Raw genomic sequence first — 15,911 nt, forward strand, 5'->3', positions numbered from 1 at the left:
ATTTATGCTAATATAGATTTTTTTAATCAAATAAAGAAACAATTATTAGCGGGGTGTCATATGGATAATCAATACGTTGCAGAATGGGGAACGCTGGCTTTAACTAATGCCGGATTAGCGCAAGGTAAAAATCGAACGGGTCTGAACTGGTTCTTATTATCTCTTGCTTTAGGACCGCTGGCTACCTTCATCTTACTGCTGGTTGAAAAACGATAAAAATTGGTTCAAAGCTTATTGCTTTGAGCTTTTTTCTTTATTGTTCAACTATAACTGCTCTCCCAAAAAAGTGAAAAAAGCACCGCTTGAAATTTTTTTCTAGACTTAATATGCATAAATCTATTCATCATTCAGCATAAATCCGGCTGCATTTTGTTAATAAAAAACCTACTCTTTAGAAAAGGGAGGAAGCTTCTTTTTAAACCTTTGTTTCCGACAATAAAATCAAAAGAAAGAAAAACGCTTTTATTCTATGCTTTTCTAATTAACAGATTAACTGTTTTCTTCAGATGATGATGATTTACACGGGACAGCTGTGCATCTACTGAATGAGGTCAAACTTCCTGTATTTCTCAATCTGTAGGATGAATAAATACTCATTTGCTTCATTTGACAAAGAAATAAATGCTGTGTAATTTAAGTAACATACCCCATCTAAAATGTTTTTAGAAAGGATTAAGTAGCAAGATGCGTACAAAAAAAGAAGAGTGTATAATTGACGAAATGGGAAGAGTATCCCTTCCTTCTTTGTTTATGCAACTAACAGAACTCGAGACGAACGACAAAGTTTTTTTACGGAGCTGTGATGATTGGATTATTATCGATCATCCTGATGAAAATGTCCCCGTTCCTTCTCATATCTTCATTCGAACAATTGACCATATAGGTAGAATAGTCATTCCAAGATCCCTGCGAGATGACTATGAACTTAAGCCCTTTGATTATGTAGAACTATACGTGGTAGAACAGCAAATTGTTATGAAAAAAAGAGACGAAAAATCGATAGCGCTTTCACGAAAACCTGCGGCGTCTCCTCCTTATTATGCAACATTAACTGGACGGCAGATTCAGCTCACCTCTGAACTTTTAGCGTCAGTCGAATTGGATGCAAATATGGAGGTCCAATTTTTTATTAACAAAGAAAATAACATTGTGATTCAAAAATATGAAATGAGTTTTGGTAAGAAAACGACTTTAACATTTACGGCTCAATCTCGAAAAATTGATGACCGTTTTCGACTTACTATTCCTAAAAAGCTGCGAGATGATTTCTCCATCCACTCAGGTACGATGTTAAAAATAAAGACAGGTAATAAGCAGCTAATTTTAGAAAAAGTGGAGAACGAAAAAGAGATTAACAGCGTATTATCTCAGCAAATAGACGCAGCAATTGTTGAAAAATTATCGAAATAAGAACGACGCCAAAACAAATGGTTCCCTACGACTTCAAAGCAAAAGCTAAGAGTTACGCATAGAGTGACCCTTTCTATACCCAACTCTTAGCTTTTAGACTTATCTTCCATAAACGCGTACAAGCCGGTTACTCCACATGATAGCACTATCTCCAAAATAAAACATCATTTCCACATCTATCAAAATCATTGTAAATAATTTGAATATATGATTATAATGAGGTACTTTGCATAGAGGAGGCTGATTTAGTTGAAAATCTCAACAGGAGCTGAATTTTACGATAATGACGAGGCGTTTTTGGCCTATACAAAACGCCGGCAGCAAAAAGAAAATGCCAACGATACGATTGAAAAACCCGCTATTTTACAGCTTCTAGGTGATGTTACAGATGCAAACGTTTTAGATTTAGGGTGCGGAAACGCTGGATTTGGCGCGGAGCTTCTGGAACAAGGATGTTTCTCTTATACCGGAGTAGACGGCTCGATCAATATGATAAACGCGGCTCAGCAACAGCTTTCAAACTATCCAAATGCAAGAGTGCTCCATGAATCGATGGAGCATTATACTCCACCACGCACCGAATACGATTTGGTTACTGCAAGATTGTCTCTCCACTACATGGAAGACTTAGCCTCCATTTTCACTAAAGTGAATCAAGCACTCAAACCTGAAGGAAGATTTATTTTTTCCGTTGAACACCCAGTCATTACTTCCACTTTGCAGCCTTCCGCTCTGCGCACAAACTGGACGGTGGATAACTACTTCTCAATGGGATTCCGTCAGCAGCACTGGATGGGCGGATACGTTCAAAAGTATCATCGCACGCTTGAAGAGTACTTTTCTTTGATGCAGCAAAGCGGCTTTACGGTCACAAACCTAAAGGAAGCGTGCCCTCAACAAGAACACTTTGACAATGTTGAAACTTACGAGCGTCGAATGCGTATTCCTTTGTTTTTACTAATGAGCGGCGTGAAAAACAGAAAATCGAAAGAAATTGAGACATGACGAAACCAACAGCTAGATGCTGCTACATACATGAAACCTACCCATTACAAAAAAATCCGAACGAGTTGGATTCTCCACCAAGAATCTTCATCGTTCGGATTTTCCTTTAACTAAAATACTCTTTGTCCCAGCCGCTTTCGTAACTTTTTTGTATAAAACCACTTTTGCTCGTTCTTACATTATGTTATTTATTCACGCTCACGTTATAAAATACAGGTCCTAAGTTAAAGTCATAGCCTTTTACATTTGTAGATACCGCGTTAATGTTGACTTTATGACCAATTAACGTAAACGGAAGCTCCTCCCATACGTATTTCTGCGTAGCATCAATAGCTGGTCGTGCATCTTTTACAGAAGCAGCCGCTTTGATTTTATCTAAGTATTTTGTTGATTTTTCAACCGGTGCTCCTCCTGACGTCCAAAATCCTTGAAAAACGGTTGAACGCGCCGCCCAGTCTACGGGGTAAATATCCCATGCTTTAGGGTCATTTACTTTATCTGTAAACGTTGCCCAGTCATACACTTCTAGCTTTACTTTCACACCGATTTTTTCAAGCTCTTGCTGCACGATAACAGCCGTATTGTACTGATCTTGATAATCGCGTGAAGTTAAAAGACGCAGTTCCTGCCCGCTGTATCCAGCTTTTTTTAAATAGCTTCTTGCTTTCTTTTCATCATGCTGATTGTACTCTTCTTTTCCTGCTTCACTGTAATAGTTCGGAAACTTTTTATTGACAATCGATGAAGTCAGTTCATAATAATCGGAATCGCCGTATGAACTTGATAAAATATCTTTTGCATTAATCGCAGCATTTACGGCTTTTCTAGCATTTAAATCGCTAAAGAACCCTTCTTGTGTATTATAAAATAAACCAATGAATCCGCCTGGAGCCAGCTTGTTCTTAACGTTTTGCGTACTTTCAATTTGAGCCGCATTGTCGCTTGAAACACCTAAGGCAATGTCAAACTGTCCAGCTGTAATGCCTGAAATTCTAGTAGATTCATCGCTTAAAAAGCTAATTTTAATTTCATCTACGTGAGGTGTCTTTTTAATTTTTCGTCCTTTTGAAGAATAATCTTTAAACCTCTCTAGCGTGATATATTGATTCTTTTTCCATTCCTTCACTTTAAATGATCCTGTACCAACGAACTCAGTAGCTCCTTCAGCAGGTGCTTTTTCGATGATTTCTTTTGGAAAAATAGCGGCTGCTGGAATTGGATCTGCTAGTAGTGCCAGTGTATTCACATTTGGTGTTTTCAAATGAAGCTCAACCGTATAGTCTCCTGTTTTCTTAACCTGGGCACCAACAAAGTTTGTTTTACCAAGTGAAGATAGCTTGATCCAACGGTTAATCGAAGCTTCTACATCGTCCGCCGTCATTTCTTTGCCGTTATGAAACTTTACCCCTTTTCGCAGCTGAAACGTGTAGACTTTTTTATCTTCGCTTATGTCAATCTTTTCTGCTAAATCAGGCTCTACATTACCTTTGCTATCAAAAATAACGAGTCCTTCGTAAATATTTCGCGCCGCATCTTTAACCGAAGAATTCCCTGTAATTTGAGGATCTAAAGTCGTTGGCTCGCTTTGAAACGCAATGTTTAGCGTACCTCCGTCTTTTTGAGCGGCACTGGTGCTTTTATTCCCTGAGCTCGCTTGATTATTGCTGCAACCTGCGACAAATAAAGCAATCACAATAAATAATAACCATTTTACCTTAACCTGTTTCAACGTCATTCCCCCAATATTTAAAATCGCTTTTTAAAACCCACTATTTTTGTAAGGTTAGTATGAATATTAACCATCCTACCACCTTTCCATTTGTTTGTGAAATTAGCAAAATTAAACTATTTCTTTGCAATAACTGATTTAATTTATCTTGTTTCAAACTCTAATTCCTAGTATGTTTATAGGTAAAGTTAATTTCTCTAAAGGAGGATATGATGAATTCTACCGGCCGTCTTCATACTAAAAAACATATTTCGAGGATTGAACACTATAAGCAAGCTTTATCTCTTCTATCGTGGGACGCAAAAACATCCGCTCCTCTTAATAGCCAAAAACAGCATGCAACCATTCAAGGTACGCTTTCAAAAGAGCTTTACCTACTGCAAACAGATCCAACCTTTGCAAAAGAATTGCGGCATCTTCAAGAACAAAACCTAAGTCAACTACAGCAAAAACAAGTACAGCACTATTGGAACATCTATCAAAAACTTTCCGCTGTACCGCTAGAGGATTATTATCAATTTTCCGTTTTAAAAGCTTCTACTCATGCTCTTTGGTCACAGGCTAGAGAGCAAAATGAATTTAAGCTCGTCGAAGACAACCTGCAGCAGCTGATTCATATGCATAAAAGATTTGCGGAGTACCGTAATCCTCACCTCGCTCCTTACGAACAGCTTTTAGAAGAATATGAGCCCGACGTTTCTAGTGAAACCATCGATTCGCTTTTTCAACAAATTAAAGATGCTATTCTTCCTTTGCTGACAAAAATTAAACGCTCTTCGGTTACACATGATACATCATTTCTCAACAAGCCGTTTTCAATAGAAAATCAGCAGAAGCTCGGAAAACACCTTCTCACTGCTATTGGCTATAACTTTAAGTCTGGCCAAATCGGCACCACGGCCCACCCGTTCAGTGCAGGCATTCACCCTCAAGACGCACGGCTTGCAGTAAGATACGACGAACACAATGTAAAACTGGCAGCTTTTATGTTTTTACATGAAGGCGGACATTCTATCTATAACCAGCAAATTAGCTCCGACTTGCTTGACACAGGGTTAGGCGCATACACTTCTATGGGACTGCATGAATCTCAATCTCTTTTTTGGGAACGTATCATTGGAAAACACGAAGGCTTCTGGAGAAATCACGCTCACTTATTCAAAGAGTTAGAACCTGCGATCTACGGTGATATTTCATTTGAAACTCTTTACTTTGCCTTAAATGAAGTCACACCTTCTCTCATTCGTTTGCAAGCAGATGACCTTACCTATCTGCTGCATATTATCATTCGCTACGAGCTAGAAAGAGATTTATTCGCTGACAAGCTTCGCGTTTCGGATCTTCCTTCCGCATGGAATACAAAATATGAAGCGTACTTAGGAATCAAACCGGAAACAGACCGTGACGGGGTGTTACAGGACGGCCACTGGTACGGAGGAGCGTTTGGCTACTTCCCTTCCTACAATCTAGGCTTCATTTATGCAGCTCAGCTAAGAGAAGCCGTAATCAAAGACAATCCTGACTTTGATGAAATCATTTCGAGTCAAAACCTATCACTTATAGCAGACTGGCAAAAACAGCATATCCATCAGTATGGAAAACTAAAAACGCCAAGAGAGATCTTAACTAACCTTTCTATAGGTAGAATTGATGCTCAGCCGTTAATTAATTATTTGAAAAAAAAGTATGAAGGGTTATATAAACTTTAACTCTTTCTAGATAAATGTTTAAAAGAAGCTATCGCTGCTAAGCCAAAAGCTTGACTTAGCGACAGCTTCTTTTATGGTTAATAAACCGTATTCCTTTTAAGGTCATACTAATCTTTCCATCCAAACCACAACAGCAAATATCTGCTATGTTTTTGGTGTTTTTGCAGTTCGATTGCTTCGTACGCCAAGGAGTTTATCTTAGTTAATTATCTAACTTTCTATCAAAAACAAAAGTAGTCATCGCAACATCTTCTTCAATATTAATGTCTGAAAAAACTCTTACAATTTTTGCATGAACAAGTTTTTCAAACTTATCTCGTATCTCGGAGCAATCATAAATTTTTTTCACTAGTTCTGTACGTGCCTCATGAACCATCCTTTTGCCTTCAGGAGAAGTTATCATAAATTTTTCTACATTCGTAAGATTGCCTTTCATTTCACTAACAGCCCATGTATCTATAAAACGAGTAGTGATTTCTCTAGGTCCGTTCCCAACCTGCTCTTTACGGATTTCGCGCACCAAATTACTAAATTCATGCTCTCTATTTCTACTCATGCTCAAATTCTCCTTTCATTATCTTCTAATCTTTTTTTTGTTAACATTAAATAACTAATTGTTAAAGCGATAATTCCTAACGATAAAAATAAACTTCCAATTTGATAATTGTTATTCACAATGATAAATCGTATTGTGGCGGTAATTCCAATATATAAAAGATAGCTTAACGGGAAATGGCAGCTTTCCTTAAAGTAAGTCATAATCATTGAAACAAAAGCAAAGTATAGAAAGAAAACCAGTACTTTTCCAAGAATTTTATGAACGTTATTATTTCCCGTTAAGGCATCATTCATAATATAAAAAAGCTCTCTTAATAAAAAATAAACAAGTATAAACCCAAGGACAATCAGCGAGATATTTAAAATAAATTGATATGTCGTAATTAGATACTTCCTTTTTTTACATAAAAATAGTTTGAACATCTTTGTATCCCTTCCTTTTATCTAACTTCCTTACATTGATTCTATTTATGTTCGTAAAGCGTCCAAAACTTGGTAGCCTGTCTGAGAATCTGCTGCTTTTTTAGATGTCTCCAGTACCTCCACTCCTCCACAAAAAAACCCATCATAAAGAAATTTGTGCATAGTTGTACAAATTTCCTTATGATGGGTTAACGACTCAGCATTTTTCAATACTTGTTATCCAGCCCGCCATATATTTACATATCATCAAGTCACCAAAGATAAAAAAACATATGTAATGAATTTCTATCAATAAGCTTCTTTTCACTTAATTATAACGCAACACATCAAAACTTCAAATAAAGATTTACTTGGCGTTTGCGCTGATATAGCGTTTAATTACTTCATAAACGTAATCTTGACAAGCGGCTGCTGTGTTTGGATTATATTTTCCATTGTTTACTTTGTTATTAGATAGCACTCTGATACCTAAGAATGGAACGCCATAGCTTCCTGCAATTTGTGCTGCCGCTGCGCCTTCCATTTCTTCTACAGACGTCCCATACTTAGTGTGGAACCACTTAATTCGATCCACTTCGTTATTCCACGTGTCCGCTGATCCTATCGTTCCTTCAACTACTTTACCTTTTTTGTATGTATCTTTTACTGCATTTGCAGCCGCAAGTAACTTCTTATCTCCTTCATAATAGCGAGCTTTTTCAGCATCAGGATCTTCTCCAGCGCTTCCTTCAGAAGCCATTAAATCCATCGGCTTCCAAGCAGTAGGATCCATTCCTTCGCCTTCTTTTTTATCTTCTGTTTTTAAAGAGCCTATGTTTGTTGTTCTCTTCCCTAATACAATATCAAATACGTTCAGGTTTTCATCATGTCCGCCCGATGTTCCTTGGTTGATAATCGCTTTAGGATGGTATTTTTCTATAGCTATCGCTGTAGCAGCTGCCGTGTTTTCCATTCCTTTTCCCGTTTTAACAACAATGACCGGATAATTATCGACAGTTCCTTTGTAAAAAACAAAATTCCCTGACTTTTCTTCTTTTACATTTTCTAATTTTTTAGCGAATTTCTGCGCTTCTATCGGCATCGGCCCTTGAACAATGATAGGCTTCTGGTTTTGTTTATTTCCGGCTTCTTTTTTTGAAGCTGAGTTACACCCGGCAAGTACAGATAGCAGTAAAACCATACCAATAGTAAGTAAAGTCCCTGTTTTTAACATCTTGTTTTTCATAAATCGTTACTTTCACTCCATTTCGTTTTGCTGTTTCATACACTCGATGATTGGACAAAAGAAAAAAACCTAGAACATTTTTGATAGTCTAAGGGTTTTAGAGTCAAAGTATAAGAAATTAAGCACGGCGTAACGCTTATGTATTGATAAACCGAACATTTTTATACTTTAACTCGTAGTCCAGTTCTTTGAATGGGAATCAGGTAGAGACACTCAGACCATATTTCCAAGTATATACGAGTAATATTTTTCACCTTCTAAATGTATCAAATACAAAATGGTTATTCAACATTAAAACGAATATTCCATCCGAAAAATCGTTAAAACGTTCGTTTTTATAGCCGGACACCACTAAATCTTTTATAAACCTCTGTCTCAAAACAAAAAAAGCGTCTCAAAATCGGAACTTTGAGACACTTTTTCTACTTACTAAACATTTATCCTCTAACTTCACTTAACGTTAATTGGCAGCGGTGCATGAGGAGCTACAAGCTTTTGTTCACGCATTTCTTCCCAGAAGGCTGCCGGAATTACTGTGTTTAATGCTGCTTTGTCTTCAGCAATACGCTCTGGACGACTAGCGCCGGGGATAACAGCAGCAACTGCTGGATTAGCGAGTGAAAATTGGACAGCAGCAGCCTTAATGCTGATCTGATGACGATCTGCAATAGCTTTGATTTTTTCTACTTTTTCCATAATGTCTGAAGATGCTTTTTGATATTCAAAGTGCGTACCTCCAGCAAGAACGCCTGAGCTGTATGGTCCGCCGACAACAATGTCCATATTATGCTTTACGGCTTCGGGCATCACTCGCTGCAGCGCACGTTCATGATCTAATAACGTGTAACGGCCAGCTAGCAACGAGACCTCCGGCTTTGCTTCTTCCAGCTCCAGCATGATTTCAATTGGTTCTACTCGGTTTACTCCAAGTCCCCATCCTTTAATAACTCCTTCTTCACGCAAGCGTGTAAGCACACGAAATGCGCCCGTTCGAGCAGACTCAAATTGTCCTACCCACTCATCTCCATAAAAATCTTGCGCGACATCATGAATATACACAAAGTCCAAGCGATCTGTTTTCAAACGGTTTAAACTTTGCTCGATCGAACGAAGAGTTGCATCTGCGCTGTAGTCATTGATAATTTTATTTTTACGGCCAAATTCAAAAAGCCCGCCTTTTTCTCCCATATCACGTAAAGATGTGTCTTCTAGTTCATCTGAAATAACGCGACCTACTTTCGTACTTAGCACATACTCATCGCGATTTCTTTTTGACAGGGCTTCACCAAGGCGTATCTCGGCTAAGCCAGCTCCGTAAAGAGGAGCTGCGTCAAAGTAACGGATGCCGCTTTCCCAAGCAGCATCGACCGTCGCGATGGCCTCTTCTTCTGGAATATTACGATACATATTGCCCAGTGGTGCCGTTCCAAAACCTAGTTTTCCTTGCAGTATCTCTCTCATATTCATAAAACCTCCTGAAATTTTTATAACTCTATTTTAGAAATTGATCAGTATGAAGGTAAACTCAACGACTGATCTATTCATTAAATGTCATATTATCTCCTGACAAAATTTATTATGAAGCATATACACAATAAAAAAAAGTACGCACTTCAAAGTAATATGGGAACTAAAAAGTAACCTACTAAGAAGTAAATGAGCTCTTCAGACTCTCCTTTTATTTATGTACTTTCTACTTCTTACTCATGCAAACAAACATTTTGCATACAATAAGCAGAAAGCTACTTTATAAATGAGGTGAGACTCTTGAGAGATGAATACTTCAAAAAAATTGAAGATAAGCTCGATAAGCTTGATGAAATGGACGATTCCACAATGAAAGAAGAACAAAAAGATGAGTATTTTCAAAGTTTGCTAGATGATATGGATGATTTGTTAAAAGACATGCGCCAGCGAGAAAAAGACTCGAATCATCTTGTCAGCGAACATATGAAAACGGTTAATGACATATTTGATAACGCAATCAAAAATTTAAAAAAAGACCGAAGCTAGCGTTATAACACTTCTACTTCATTTAAATATACTGATTTTTCTGTTTTTAAAATATAAAAATATAGTATTTCATATATAAAAATGGTATTTTCAGTATACGCATACAGTAGGAGTGAAAAGAGGAATGAAAAACAGTCACTTTAAAGAACGAGTAAAAACGAAAGAAGAGCTTCGCCGTATAGTCGGCGCGCCTAACAAATTGGCGCATCAAAAAATAATTCCTTATTTAGATCGACACTGCCGGGAATTTATTAAACATTCCCCTTTTGTCATCATCGCTACAGCTGATTATAAAGGAATTTGCGACAGTTCTCCGCGGGGTGATCACCCTGGTTTTGTACAAGTCGTCGATGAGAAAAAGCTGTTGATTCCAGAGAGGCGCGGCAATCAAAAAGTAGATTCATTGGAAAATATTTTATCTAATCCTCAAATAGGGCTGCTTTTTTTGATTCCAGGCATAGAAGAAACGCTGCGGATTAGCGGCAAAGCTTGCATTGTAAAAGAAAAAGCGCTGCTTGAAACAATGGCGGTTCACAATAAAGCTCCGCTGCTCGCTATTGGCGTCGAAGTACAAGAATGCTTTCTCCACTGCAGCAAAGCATTCGAGCGATCAAAGCTGTGGAATCCAGAATCTTGGGAAAGAGTCGAAACGCTTCCTTCCGCAGCTAAAATAGTCGCAGAACACGCAGGCTTTTCCACTCTAGAAAGCCGCAACAATCCCAAAGAAAGCAAAACCCAGCACCTCTATGAAAAAAAGCCGCTATAATGCGGCTTTTGTCATTTTACCATCAGAAACAGTATACCTCCGGCAATGATCAGAACTGGTAACAAAGCAAGAAGCACGCCTTTTTTTGAACTTTCTATGTATTCATGATCACCATATGCGTGGCCTGCTCTAAAATCGACTTTCACCTGAGATTCTTCTTTTTTATGTTCTTTTTTCATTCACTTTGCCTCCTAGCGGCAGTTGAGCGTCAATTTGCTTAATATGATGCTCTAAATGAGCAATATAATCTTTAGCCAACCACTCAAGCGAAACGAACTTTCCACCTTCTAATTCAAATTGATACATATACTTTTCTGTCGGTATATGGGAAAGAACGGAAGCAATTTGCTTATTTAAACTGCGCCATAGGGCAACTATTTCTGCCATGGACGTAGCTTGATAGTGCTGCAGTTCTACCCATTCATCTTGTTTGTAAGGCGTCAGGGCTAAAGGTGTTTTTTCATGCTGCACGTTGATAAACCGCTGCAAATTGTGAATAGCTGAATCGCATAAGTGACCCGCAATTTCTTTTGGTGACCAATTCTTAGGAGCAGGACGGTTTGACGCCGCTGCTTCAGAGAGTACTTCAAGCTTTTTAGGAAGCTTTACCACCCATTCATTTAACTGAACAATCGTCGTTTCCATGTTCATTTCTCCTTTAAGCACGTTTTTTCAAAAACCTTCCCCATATAATATTCATCGACTGATTTTCCATCTACAACGAGCGAACATATTTTTTTCCCTTCTGTTTTAAAACCCATCTTTTTATACAGCGAAATGGCCGGTTCATTGTGTGTCATAACCGTTAGCTCCACTCGTTTGATGCCGCTCTGCGCTGCCCATTTCTCCATTTCTTCAAACAACGCAGTGCCGATGCCTCGGTTTCCATAAGATTGAAGCACGCCAACAGCTAAGTATACGCTGTGTTTTTTTCGGTTAACGCTTCCGCCAATCACAGATAAATGTCCGACAAGCTGTCCGTCTTGTTCCGCCACTAAAATGGTCGAGTTCGGCATCTTTAAAAAAGTTGTAATCATTTTTTTCTGCTGTTCAAGCGTAGTCGCACGCTCATTTTCCTCGTACAGCATATATGCTGTTTCTCGATCAAGCTCTTTATTTAACGCTAAAAAAGCGGCTGCATCGGAAGCTAAAATTTCTCGAATCACGTTTACCCCTGCTTTCGTCAATAGTAGTTAACTAGAAAAGAACGTTAATAAACGGATGATATCCTTACACACGTGCTGAACGTTTTCCAAGAAACGCAGTGAAGATAAAACATATACTAAAAGCGACGGCTGAAACGAAAAAGCCAAGCATCCATCCTAAAGCTCGCATAAACGTATCTTCATTTGGATACAGAGGCTTAACGCTTAGCCACTGAATTACCATGATCAGTGCTAATATCAAGTAAAAGCTGCTTCCCGTTAAAGCCATTTTAAGACGGTTTTTAAATGATCCTTTCCACGCTGCACTAAAGGCGCTCCACGTGAGAATACTTACAATCGTCGCTACAAACATGAGCACAAGATGCAGATAAGGGATATTTGTAAAGGTAGGAAGGAAGAGTAAACATAGCGTAGTACCAAAATACAGCGCGTTAATGCCAAACAAATAGCCTCCGCTCAGCCAATGGTTTTGAAACCACTTTTTCTTGCTGAGACGCTCTACCATTCCGCTAGGCACCCACAGCGTACGCGAAAAAATAATCATCACCAGCACAAGTACCGTGCCGGCTAAAAAGAATATTAACACCTTTTCATCAGCCTTTCTATTCAAAATAAATATGGTTAATTATACTATTACTAACAAAATTAAACTATTGTTTTCTTTACTAATAAAGAGGCTGAGACAAAAGTATTTTAGGGTAGGAAAATCTGAACGATGCATTGAGATTCTTGGTAGAGAATTAAATTCGTTCGGATTTGTTATGGATAGGCTGAATGTAAGTTTCATGTATGTAGCTGCTTCTAGCTGTTGATTGGAGGGCAAAGCGAAGACTCCTGCGAGAAAAGTGGAACAGGTGAGACCCCGCAGAAGCGTAAGCGACGAGGAGGCTCACCGGCCGCCCGCGGAAAGCGAAGTCTTGCACGGAAATCAACAGCGGTGTCACAAGTAATTCATACGAGCTCATTTATCCTATTTGTTCGTCTTTCAATGGAATTAATTTAGATATGTCTTAATCTCTATTTACATTCTTCCTCCGGTAAACGGATTGATTTCCCCTGTTAAATCACGTCCTGCTTTCTTTTCTTCGTGTGCGATGCGCTTGCCAATCGCAATTTTATTCCAAATTATTGGCACCCAAATACAGGCTCCGAACAAAGTCATCCAAAAAAGTTCTCCCATTTCTTCCACCCTTTCATTTTCTGTTTTTATTTTGAAAACAATAAGAAAAGCGTATACGCTTTTCACTCTTGATTTGAATCCTTGATACCGTATGAAAAGAAATAAACCAGGATTGATAAAGCCATTCCGTAAGCAGTCCAAGCCGCTAGTAAAATGGCGTACTGATGATTGATAAAAAAGACTCCGCTTGAAATCAGCAGCAGTATAAAACTAATCCATTTTATTTTTTTCATTACTCTATCTCCTTTACTTAACCTTTTACAGTAAGTTTATTATTGTCTACTTGTTATTACGGACAAACTGTATAAAAGTTCCATATTTTTTAACAACCGAAAAAGAATTTGATAAAACACTCAACTATCGATTATCATATACCTTAAAGTAAGCTTTACGATTCACAAGTGGGAGTGAACAATCTTGTCTTATAGCATGAAAGAAATGAATAAAAAAACCGGGCTTTCCGCACCAACTTTACGCTACTATGAAAAAGAAGGAATCCTTCCTTTTATAGAACGTGATAAAAACGGAAAGCGCCTCTATAATGATACAAATGTTGAATGGATCCGTTTTATCTTAGCTCTTCGCTCAACGGGCATGCCGCTTGCAGAAATCAAGCGCTATGTAGAGCTCTATAAACAAGGCGAAAGCACAATTAAAGAACGAAAAAACATGATGCTTCATCATAAAGAAGCGGTAGAAGAAGAAATGGCCAAAACGTTTAAATACCTTGAACAAATTAACTATAAGCTCGCTTTGTACGACTCGCTAGAAGCAAAAATAATGCAAAAAGAAATTAAAATTTAAACGCAAAAGTCCGCAGGAGCACCTGCGGACTTTTTATCAATATAGTGAATTCACAGTATTTAATAGCTCTTCTGACCATATCCAATCGCTGATTTCAACTGCATCAGTTACGTGATGCAATTTGCTAGCTCCGATAATGCTTGATGTTACAGCGGGCTGATTTAGCACCCACGCAAGAGCAAACTGAGACAAACTGACTTTATTTTTTTCTGCTAACTTGCGATACTGCTTCACCAGCTGAAAGTTTCGGTCTGTAAAGTAGTTTCGCAGCAGCTTTTCACCATGCGCAGCACGGCTTTCTGGCGGCACGTCATTTGATGTTTTATATTTTCCTGAAAGCATGCCGCGCGCTAACGGACTGTATACCATGACGCCTACACCTTCAGATTGACTAAACGGCAGCAGCTCTTGTTCAATTTCACGAGAGAGAAGATTGTACTGAGGCTGAACTGAAATGAATTTTTCAAGATTCATTTTGTCACTAATATGATGAGACTTTGCGATTTGCCACGCCGCGTAATTGGAACAGCCAATATAACGAACTTTGCCTTGGCGAACTGAATCATCTAGCGCGCGAAGCGTTTCTTCCATAGGTGTATTTGGATCAAAAAGATGAACTTGATAAAGATCAATGTAGTCCGTCTGCAGTCGTCGCAGCTGATTGTCCACTTCTCTCATAATATGTGTGCGTGAAAGGCCTTTATCATTTTTGCCTTTTCCTACGGCAATTCCGACTTTTGTCGCAAGCACCACATCATCTCTTTTTCCTTTTAACGCACGTCCAATTATTTCTTCAGATTCCCCTGTGCCGTATCTAAACTCTTCATCCTGCCCTTTTCCGTAATAATTGGCTGTATCAATGAAGTTAATGCCATTTTCAATGGCGCTATGTAGAATAGCTGCCGACGCTTTTTCGTCAATCCATCGTCCGAACGCCATGGTACCTAGACATAAATTTGACACTTCCAGACCTGTTTCTCCAAGCTTTCGATATTGCATCGATACCCTCTCCTTTTTATTGCTGTCTTTAACCTCTCTTATCATACACCTTAACGTCCACTTTAAGACAAGCCTTAAGCGTGCGTGCATATATAAAAAACTGCTAGAAACAGCAGTGCTTCTAGCAGTTTTCCGGTTCATTTTTCGCTTACTTTTTTGCAATTCGCTTCTTTAGTAGACATAATATGGTAAGATAAATCATAGCTTACTCGTTATCGAAACTACATTAAGCTGCTGCTGTTAAAATAACGGCGATTCCATTAAAACAAGCATGAATGATCATACTTGGAAGCAACGACTTTGTTTTTTCGTACACCCAGGCAAACACGAGACCTGATAAAAAGTTAACGGGCAAGGTATTGTACGTTGGAATATGCACCAGCATAAAGATAAACGAACTTCCCATTAATCCAAACACAATTCCTCCTTTACGTTTCAGCCACGTATAAAAAAATCCTCGGTAGATTATCTCTTCATAAAAAGGTGAGATTACAGCGGCTGAAACAAAAGCAAGTATAAATGAAAACAGCGACAGGTCCTGCTGTAAACTGTTTGTTTTTTTATTTTCATATGTCATACCAAACCATTCCATGAGCACAACAATTGCTACACTTCCTAAGATCAGCACCAAAAGCCAAAAAAGAATGAGCGGCCAGTAACGCTTTGAAAACGATTGAAAACCAATTTTTCTATCATCAGCCTGAACCATCAGCCAATACAGAGCTGATAAAAACACAGCTGCCATGACAAATCCAGTAGCTGTTCCAGCATAAAGGTCACTTTTAAATAGCGACTGTAAAGCTTGCTGTAATGCTCCTTCAATGAAAACAGGCACAGCAATAAACGTGACCACCAGCATTATTACGAATGATTTTATTGTCCATAATCCTTGATTTTTTTGTTTCAATTTACTTCGCCTCCCTT

At 38.4% G+C, this 15,911-nt stretch carries 21 protein-coding genes and 1 riboswitch; of the genes, 8 read left to right on the forward strand and 13 right to left on the reverse strand.

The genetic code is table 11. The features are described 5' to 3' along the window. Window positions 1-60: 60 nt before the first annotated feature. From ACFX4N_RS13740 to ACFX4N_RS13750, 3 genes are all read left to right on the forward strand, one after another. A complete protein-coding gene (locus tag ACFX4N_RS13740; protein WP_013058522.1) occupies window positions 61-216 on the forward strand; it encodes a hypothetical protein in 156 nt (51 codons plus the stop codon). 468 nt (window positions 217-684) lie between these two features. Then, on the forward strand, window positions 685-1,410 hold the full coding sequence (locus ACFX4N_RS13745) for an AbrB/MazE/SpoVT family DNA-binding domain-containing protein (RefSeq protein ID WP_057273825.1): 726 nt from the start codon (window positions 685-687) through the stop codon (window positions 1,408-1,410). Between the two features lie 249 nt (window positions 1,411-1,659). Then, complete coding sequence (locus tag ACFX4N_RS13750; protein WP_057273826.1) at window positions 1,660-2,415, forward strand: class I SAM-dependent DNA methyltransferase; 756 nt, start codon at window positions 1,660-1,662, stop codon at window positions 2,413-2,415. Between the two features lie 184 nt (window positions 2,416-2,599). Here ACFX4N_RS13750 and ACFX4N_RS13755 read toward each other — a convergent pair whose 3' ends face one another. Next, entirely contained in the window at window positions 2,600-4,150 is a 1,551-nt protein-coding gene (locus ACFX4N_RS13755; protein WP_057273827.1) for an ABC transporter substrate-binding protein, read from the reverse strand. Window positions 4,151-4,356: 206 nt separating this feature from the next. Here ACFX4N_RS13755 and ACFX4N_RS13760 point away from each other — a divergent pair, with 206 nt between their 5' ends. After that, window positions 4,357-5,853 carry a gluzincin family metallopeptidase gene (locus tag ACFX4N_RS13760; protein WP_057273828.1) on the forward strand — a complete coding sequence of 499 codons (1,497 nt, stop codon included), beginning with the start codon at window positions 4,357-4,359 and terminating at the stop codon, window positions 5,851-5,853. Window positions 5,854-6,055: 202 nt separating this feature from the next. Here the strand turns inward: ACFX4N_RS13760 and ACFX4N_RS13765 are convergent, their stop codons facing one another. The 4 genes from ACFX4N_RS13765 to ACFX4N_RS13780 form a co-directional block, all read right to left on the reverse strand. Beyond that, window positions 6,056-6,409, reverse strand: coding sequence for a Na-translocating system protein MpsC family protein (locus ACFX4N_RS13765; RefSeq protein ID WP_013058527.1), 354 nt, complete (start codon window positions 6,407-6,409; stop codon window positions 6,056-6,058). A gap of 2 nt (window positions 6,410-6,411) precedes the next feature. Next, window positions 6,412-6,834 (reverse strand): phosphate-starvation-inducible protein PsiE, encoded by a 423-nt coding sequence (locus ACFX4N_RS13770; RefSeq protein ID WP_057273829.1) that lies wholly within the window; start codon window positions 6,832-6,834, stop codon window positions 6,412-6,414. A gap of 346 nt (window positions 6,835-7,180) precedes the next feature. Then, the gene (locus tag ACFX4N_RS13775; protein WP_057273830.1) at window positions 7,181-8,059 is read right to left on the reverse strand and encodes a 5'-methylthioadenosine/S-adenosylhomocysteine nucleosidase; all 879 of its coding nucleotides are present in this window, start codon (window positions 8,057-8,059) and stop codon (window positions 7,181-7,183) included. Window positions 8,060-8,215: 156 nt separating this feature from the next. Beyond that, window positions 8,216-8,319, reverse strand: a riboswitch (purine riboswitch). 190 nt (window positions 8,320-8,509) lie between these two features. Then, window positions 8,510-9,520 carry an aldo/keto reductase gene (locus ACFX4N_RS13780; RefSeq protein ID WP_057273831.1) on the reverse strand — a complete coding sequence of 337 codons (1,011 nt, stop codon included), beginning with the start codon at window positions 9,518-9,520 and terminating at the stop codon, window positions 8,510-8,512. A 297-nt stretch (window positions 9,521-9,817) separates the two neighbouring features. Here ACFX4N_RS13780 and ACFX4N_RS13785 point away from each other — a divergent pair, with 297 nt between their 5' ends. Both ACFX4N_RS13785 and ACFX4N_RS13790 read left to right on the forward strand, forming a co-directional pair. Then, complete coding sequence (locus ACFX4N_RS13785) at window positions 9,818-10,072, forward strand: hypothetical protein (RefSeq protein WP_223272390.1); 255 nt, start codon at window positions 9,818-9,820, stop codon at window positions 10,070-10,072. 124 nt (window positions 10,073-10,196) lie between these two features. After that, entirely contained in the window at window positions 10,197-10,838 is a 642-nt protein-coding gene (locus ACFX4N_RS13790) for a pyridoxamine 5'-phosphate oxidase family protein (RefSeq protein WP_057273832.1), read from the forward strand. Window positions 10,839-10,849: 11 nt separating this feature from the next. Here the strand turns inward: ACFX4N_RS13790 and ACFX4N_RS13795 are convergent, their stop codons facing one another. The 4 genes from ACFX4N_RS13795 to ACFX4N_RS13810 form a co-directional block, all read right to left on the reverse strand. Next, the gene (locus ACFX4N_RS13795; RefSeq protein ID WP_200964679.1) at window positions 10,850-11,017 is read right to left on the reverse strand and encodes a hypothetical protein; all 168 of its coding nucleotides are present in this window, start codon (window positions 11,015-11,017) and stop codon (window positions 10,850-10,852) included. Continuing rightward, complete coding sequence (locus tag ACFX4N_RS13800; protein WP_013058534.1) at window positions 11,001-11,483, reverse strand: DinB family protein; 483 nt, start codon at window positions 11,481-11,483, stop codon at window positions 11,001-11,003. Before ACFX4N_RS13800 ends, ACFX4N_RS13795 begins: the two co-directional genes overlap by 17 nt. Before the next feature lie 2 nt (window positions 11,484-11,485). Next, window positions 11,486-12,004, reverse strand: coding sequence for a GNAT family N-acetyltransferase (locus ACFX4N_RS13805; protein ID WP_013058535.1), 519 nt, complete (start codon window positions 12,002-12,004; stop codon window positions 11,486-11,488). Between the two features lie 64 nt (window positions 12,005-12,068). Then, window positions 12,069-12,548 carry a hypothetical protein gene (locus ACFX4N_RS13810; protein WP_199866427.1) on the reverse strand — a complete coding sequence of 160 codons (480 nt, stop codon included), beginning with the start codon at window positions 12,546-12,548 and terminating at the stop codon, window positions 12,069-12,071. 264 nt (window positions 12,549-12,812) lie between these two features. On the opposite strand from ACFX4N_RS13810, the gene ACFX4N_RS13815 reads away from it, so the two are divergent. Then, on the forward strand, window positions 12,813-13,007 hold the full coding sequence (locus tag ACFX4N_RS13815) for a hypothetical protein (protein ID WP_223268982.1): 195 nt from the start codon (window positions 12,813-12,815) through the stop codon (window positions 13,005-13,007). Between the two features lie 18 nt (window positions 13,008-13,025). On the opposite strand, the gene ACFX4N_RS13820 is transcribed toward ACFX4N_RS13815, so the two are convergent. After that, on the reverse strand, window positions 13,026-13,184 hold the full coding sequence (locus tag ACFX4N_RS13820; protein ID WP_013058537.1) for a hypothetical protein: 159 nt from the start codon (window positions 13,182-13,184) through the stop codon (window positions 13,026-13,028). A 62-nt stretch (window positions 13,185-13,246) separates the two neighbouring features. Continuing rightward, window positions 13,247-13,417, reverse strand: coding sequence for a hypothetical protein (locus ACFX4N_RS13825; RefSeq protein WP_013058538.1), 171 nt, complete (start codon window positions 13,415-13,417; stop codon window positions 13,247-13,249). 184 nt (window positions 13,418-13,601) lie between these two features. On the opposite strand from ACFX4N_RS13825, the gene ACFX4N_RS13830 reads away from it, so the two are divergent. Next, on the forward strand, window positions 13,602-13,988 hold the full coding sequence (locus tag ACFX4N_RS13830; protein ID WP_377261602.1) for a MerR family transcriptional regulator: 387 nt from the start codon (window positions 13,602-13,604) through the stop codon (window positions 13,986-13,988). Between the two features lie 36 nt (window positions 13,989-14,024). Here the strand turns inward: ACFX4N_RS13830 and ACFX4N_RS13835 are convergent, their stop codons facing one another. Further along, the gene (locus tag ACFX4N_RS13835; protein ID WP_057273834.1) at window positions 14,025-14,987 is read right to left on the reverse strand and encodes an aldo/keto reductase; all 963 of its coding nucleotides are present in this window, start codon (window positions 14,985-14,987) and stop codon (window positions 14,025-14,027) included. Window positions 14,988-15,213: 226 nt separating this feature from the next. Then, entirely contained in the window at window positions 15,214-15,894 is a 681-nt protein-coding gene (locus ACFX4N_RS13840) for a CPBP family intramembrane glutamic endopeptidase (protein ID WP_057273835.1), read from the reverse strand. Window positions 15,895-15,911 lie beyond the last annotated feature (17 nt).

The organism is Priestia sp. YIM B13551, assembly GCF_042787905.1.
Classification (GTDB): domain Bacteria; phylum Bacillota; class Bacilli; order Bacillales; family Bacillaceae_H; genus Priestia.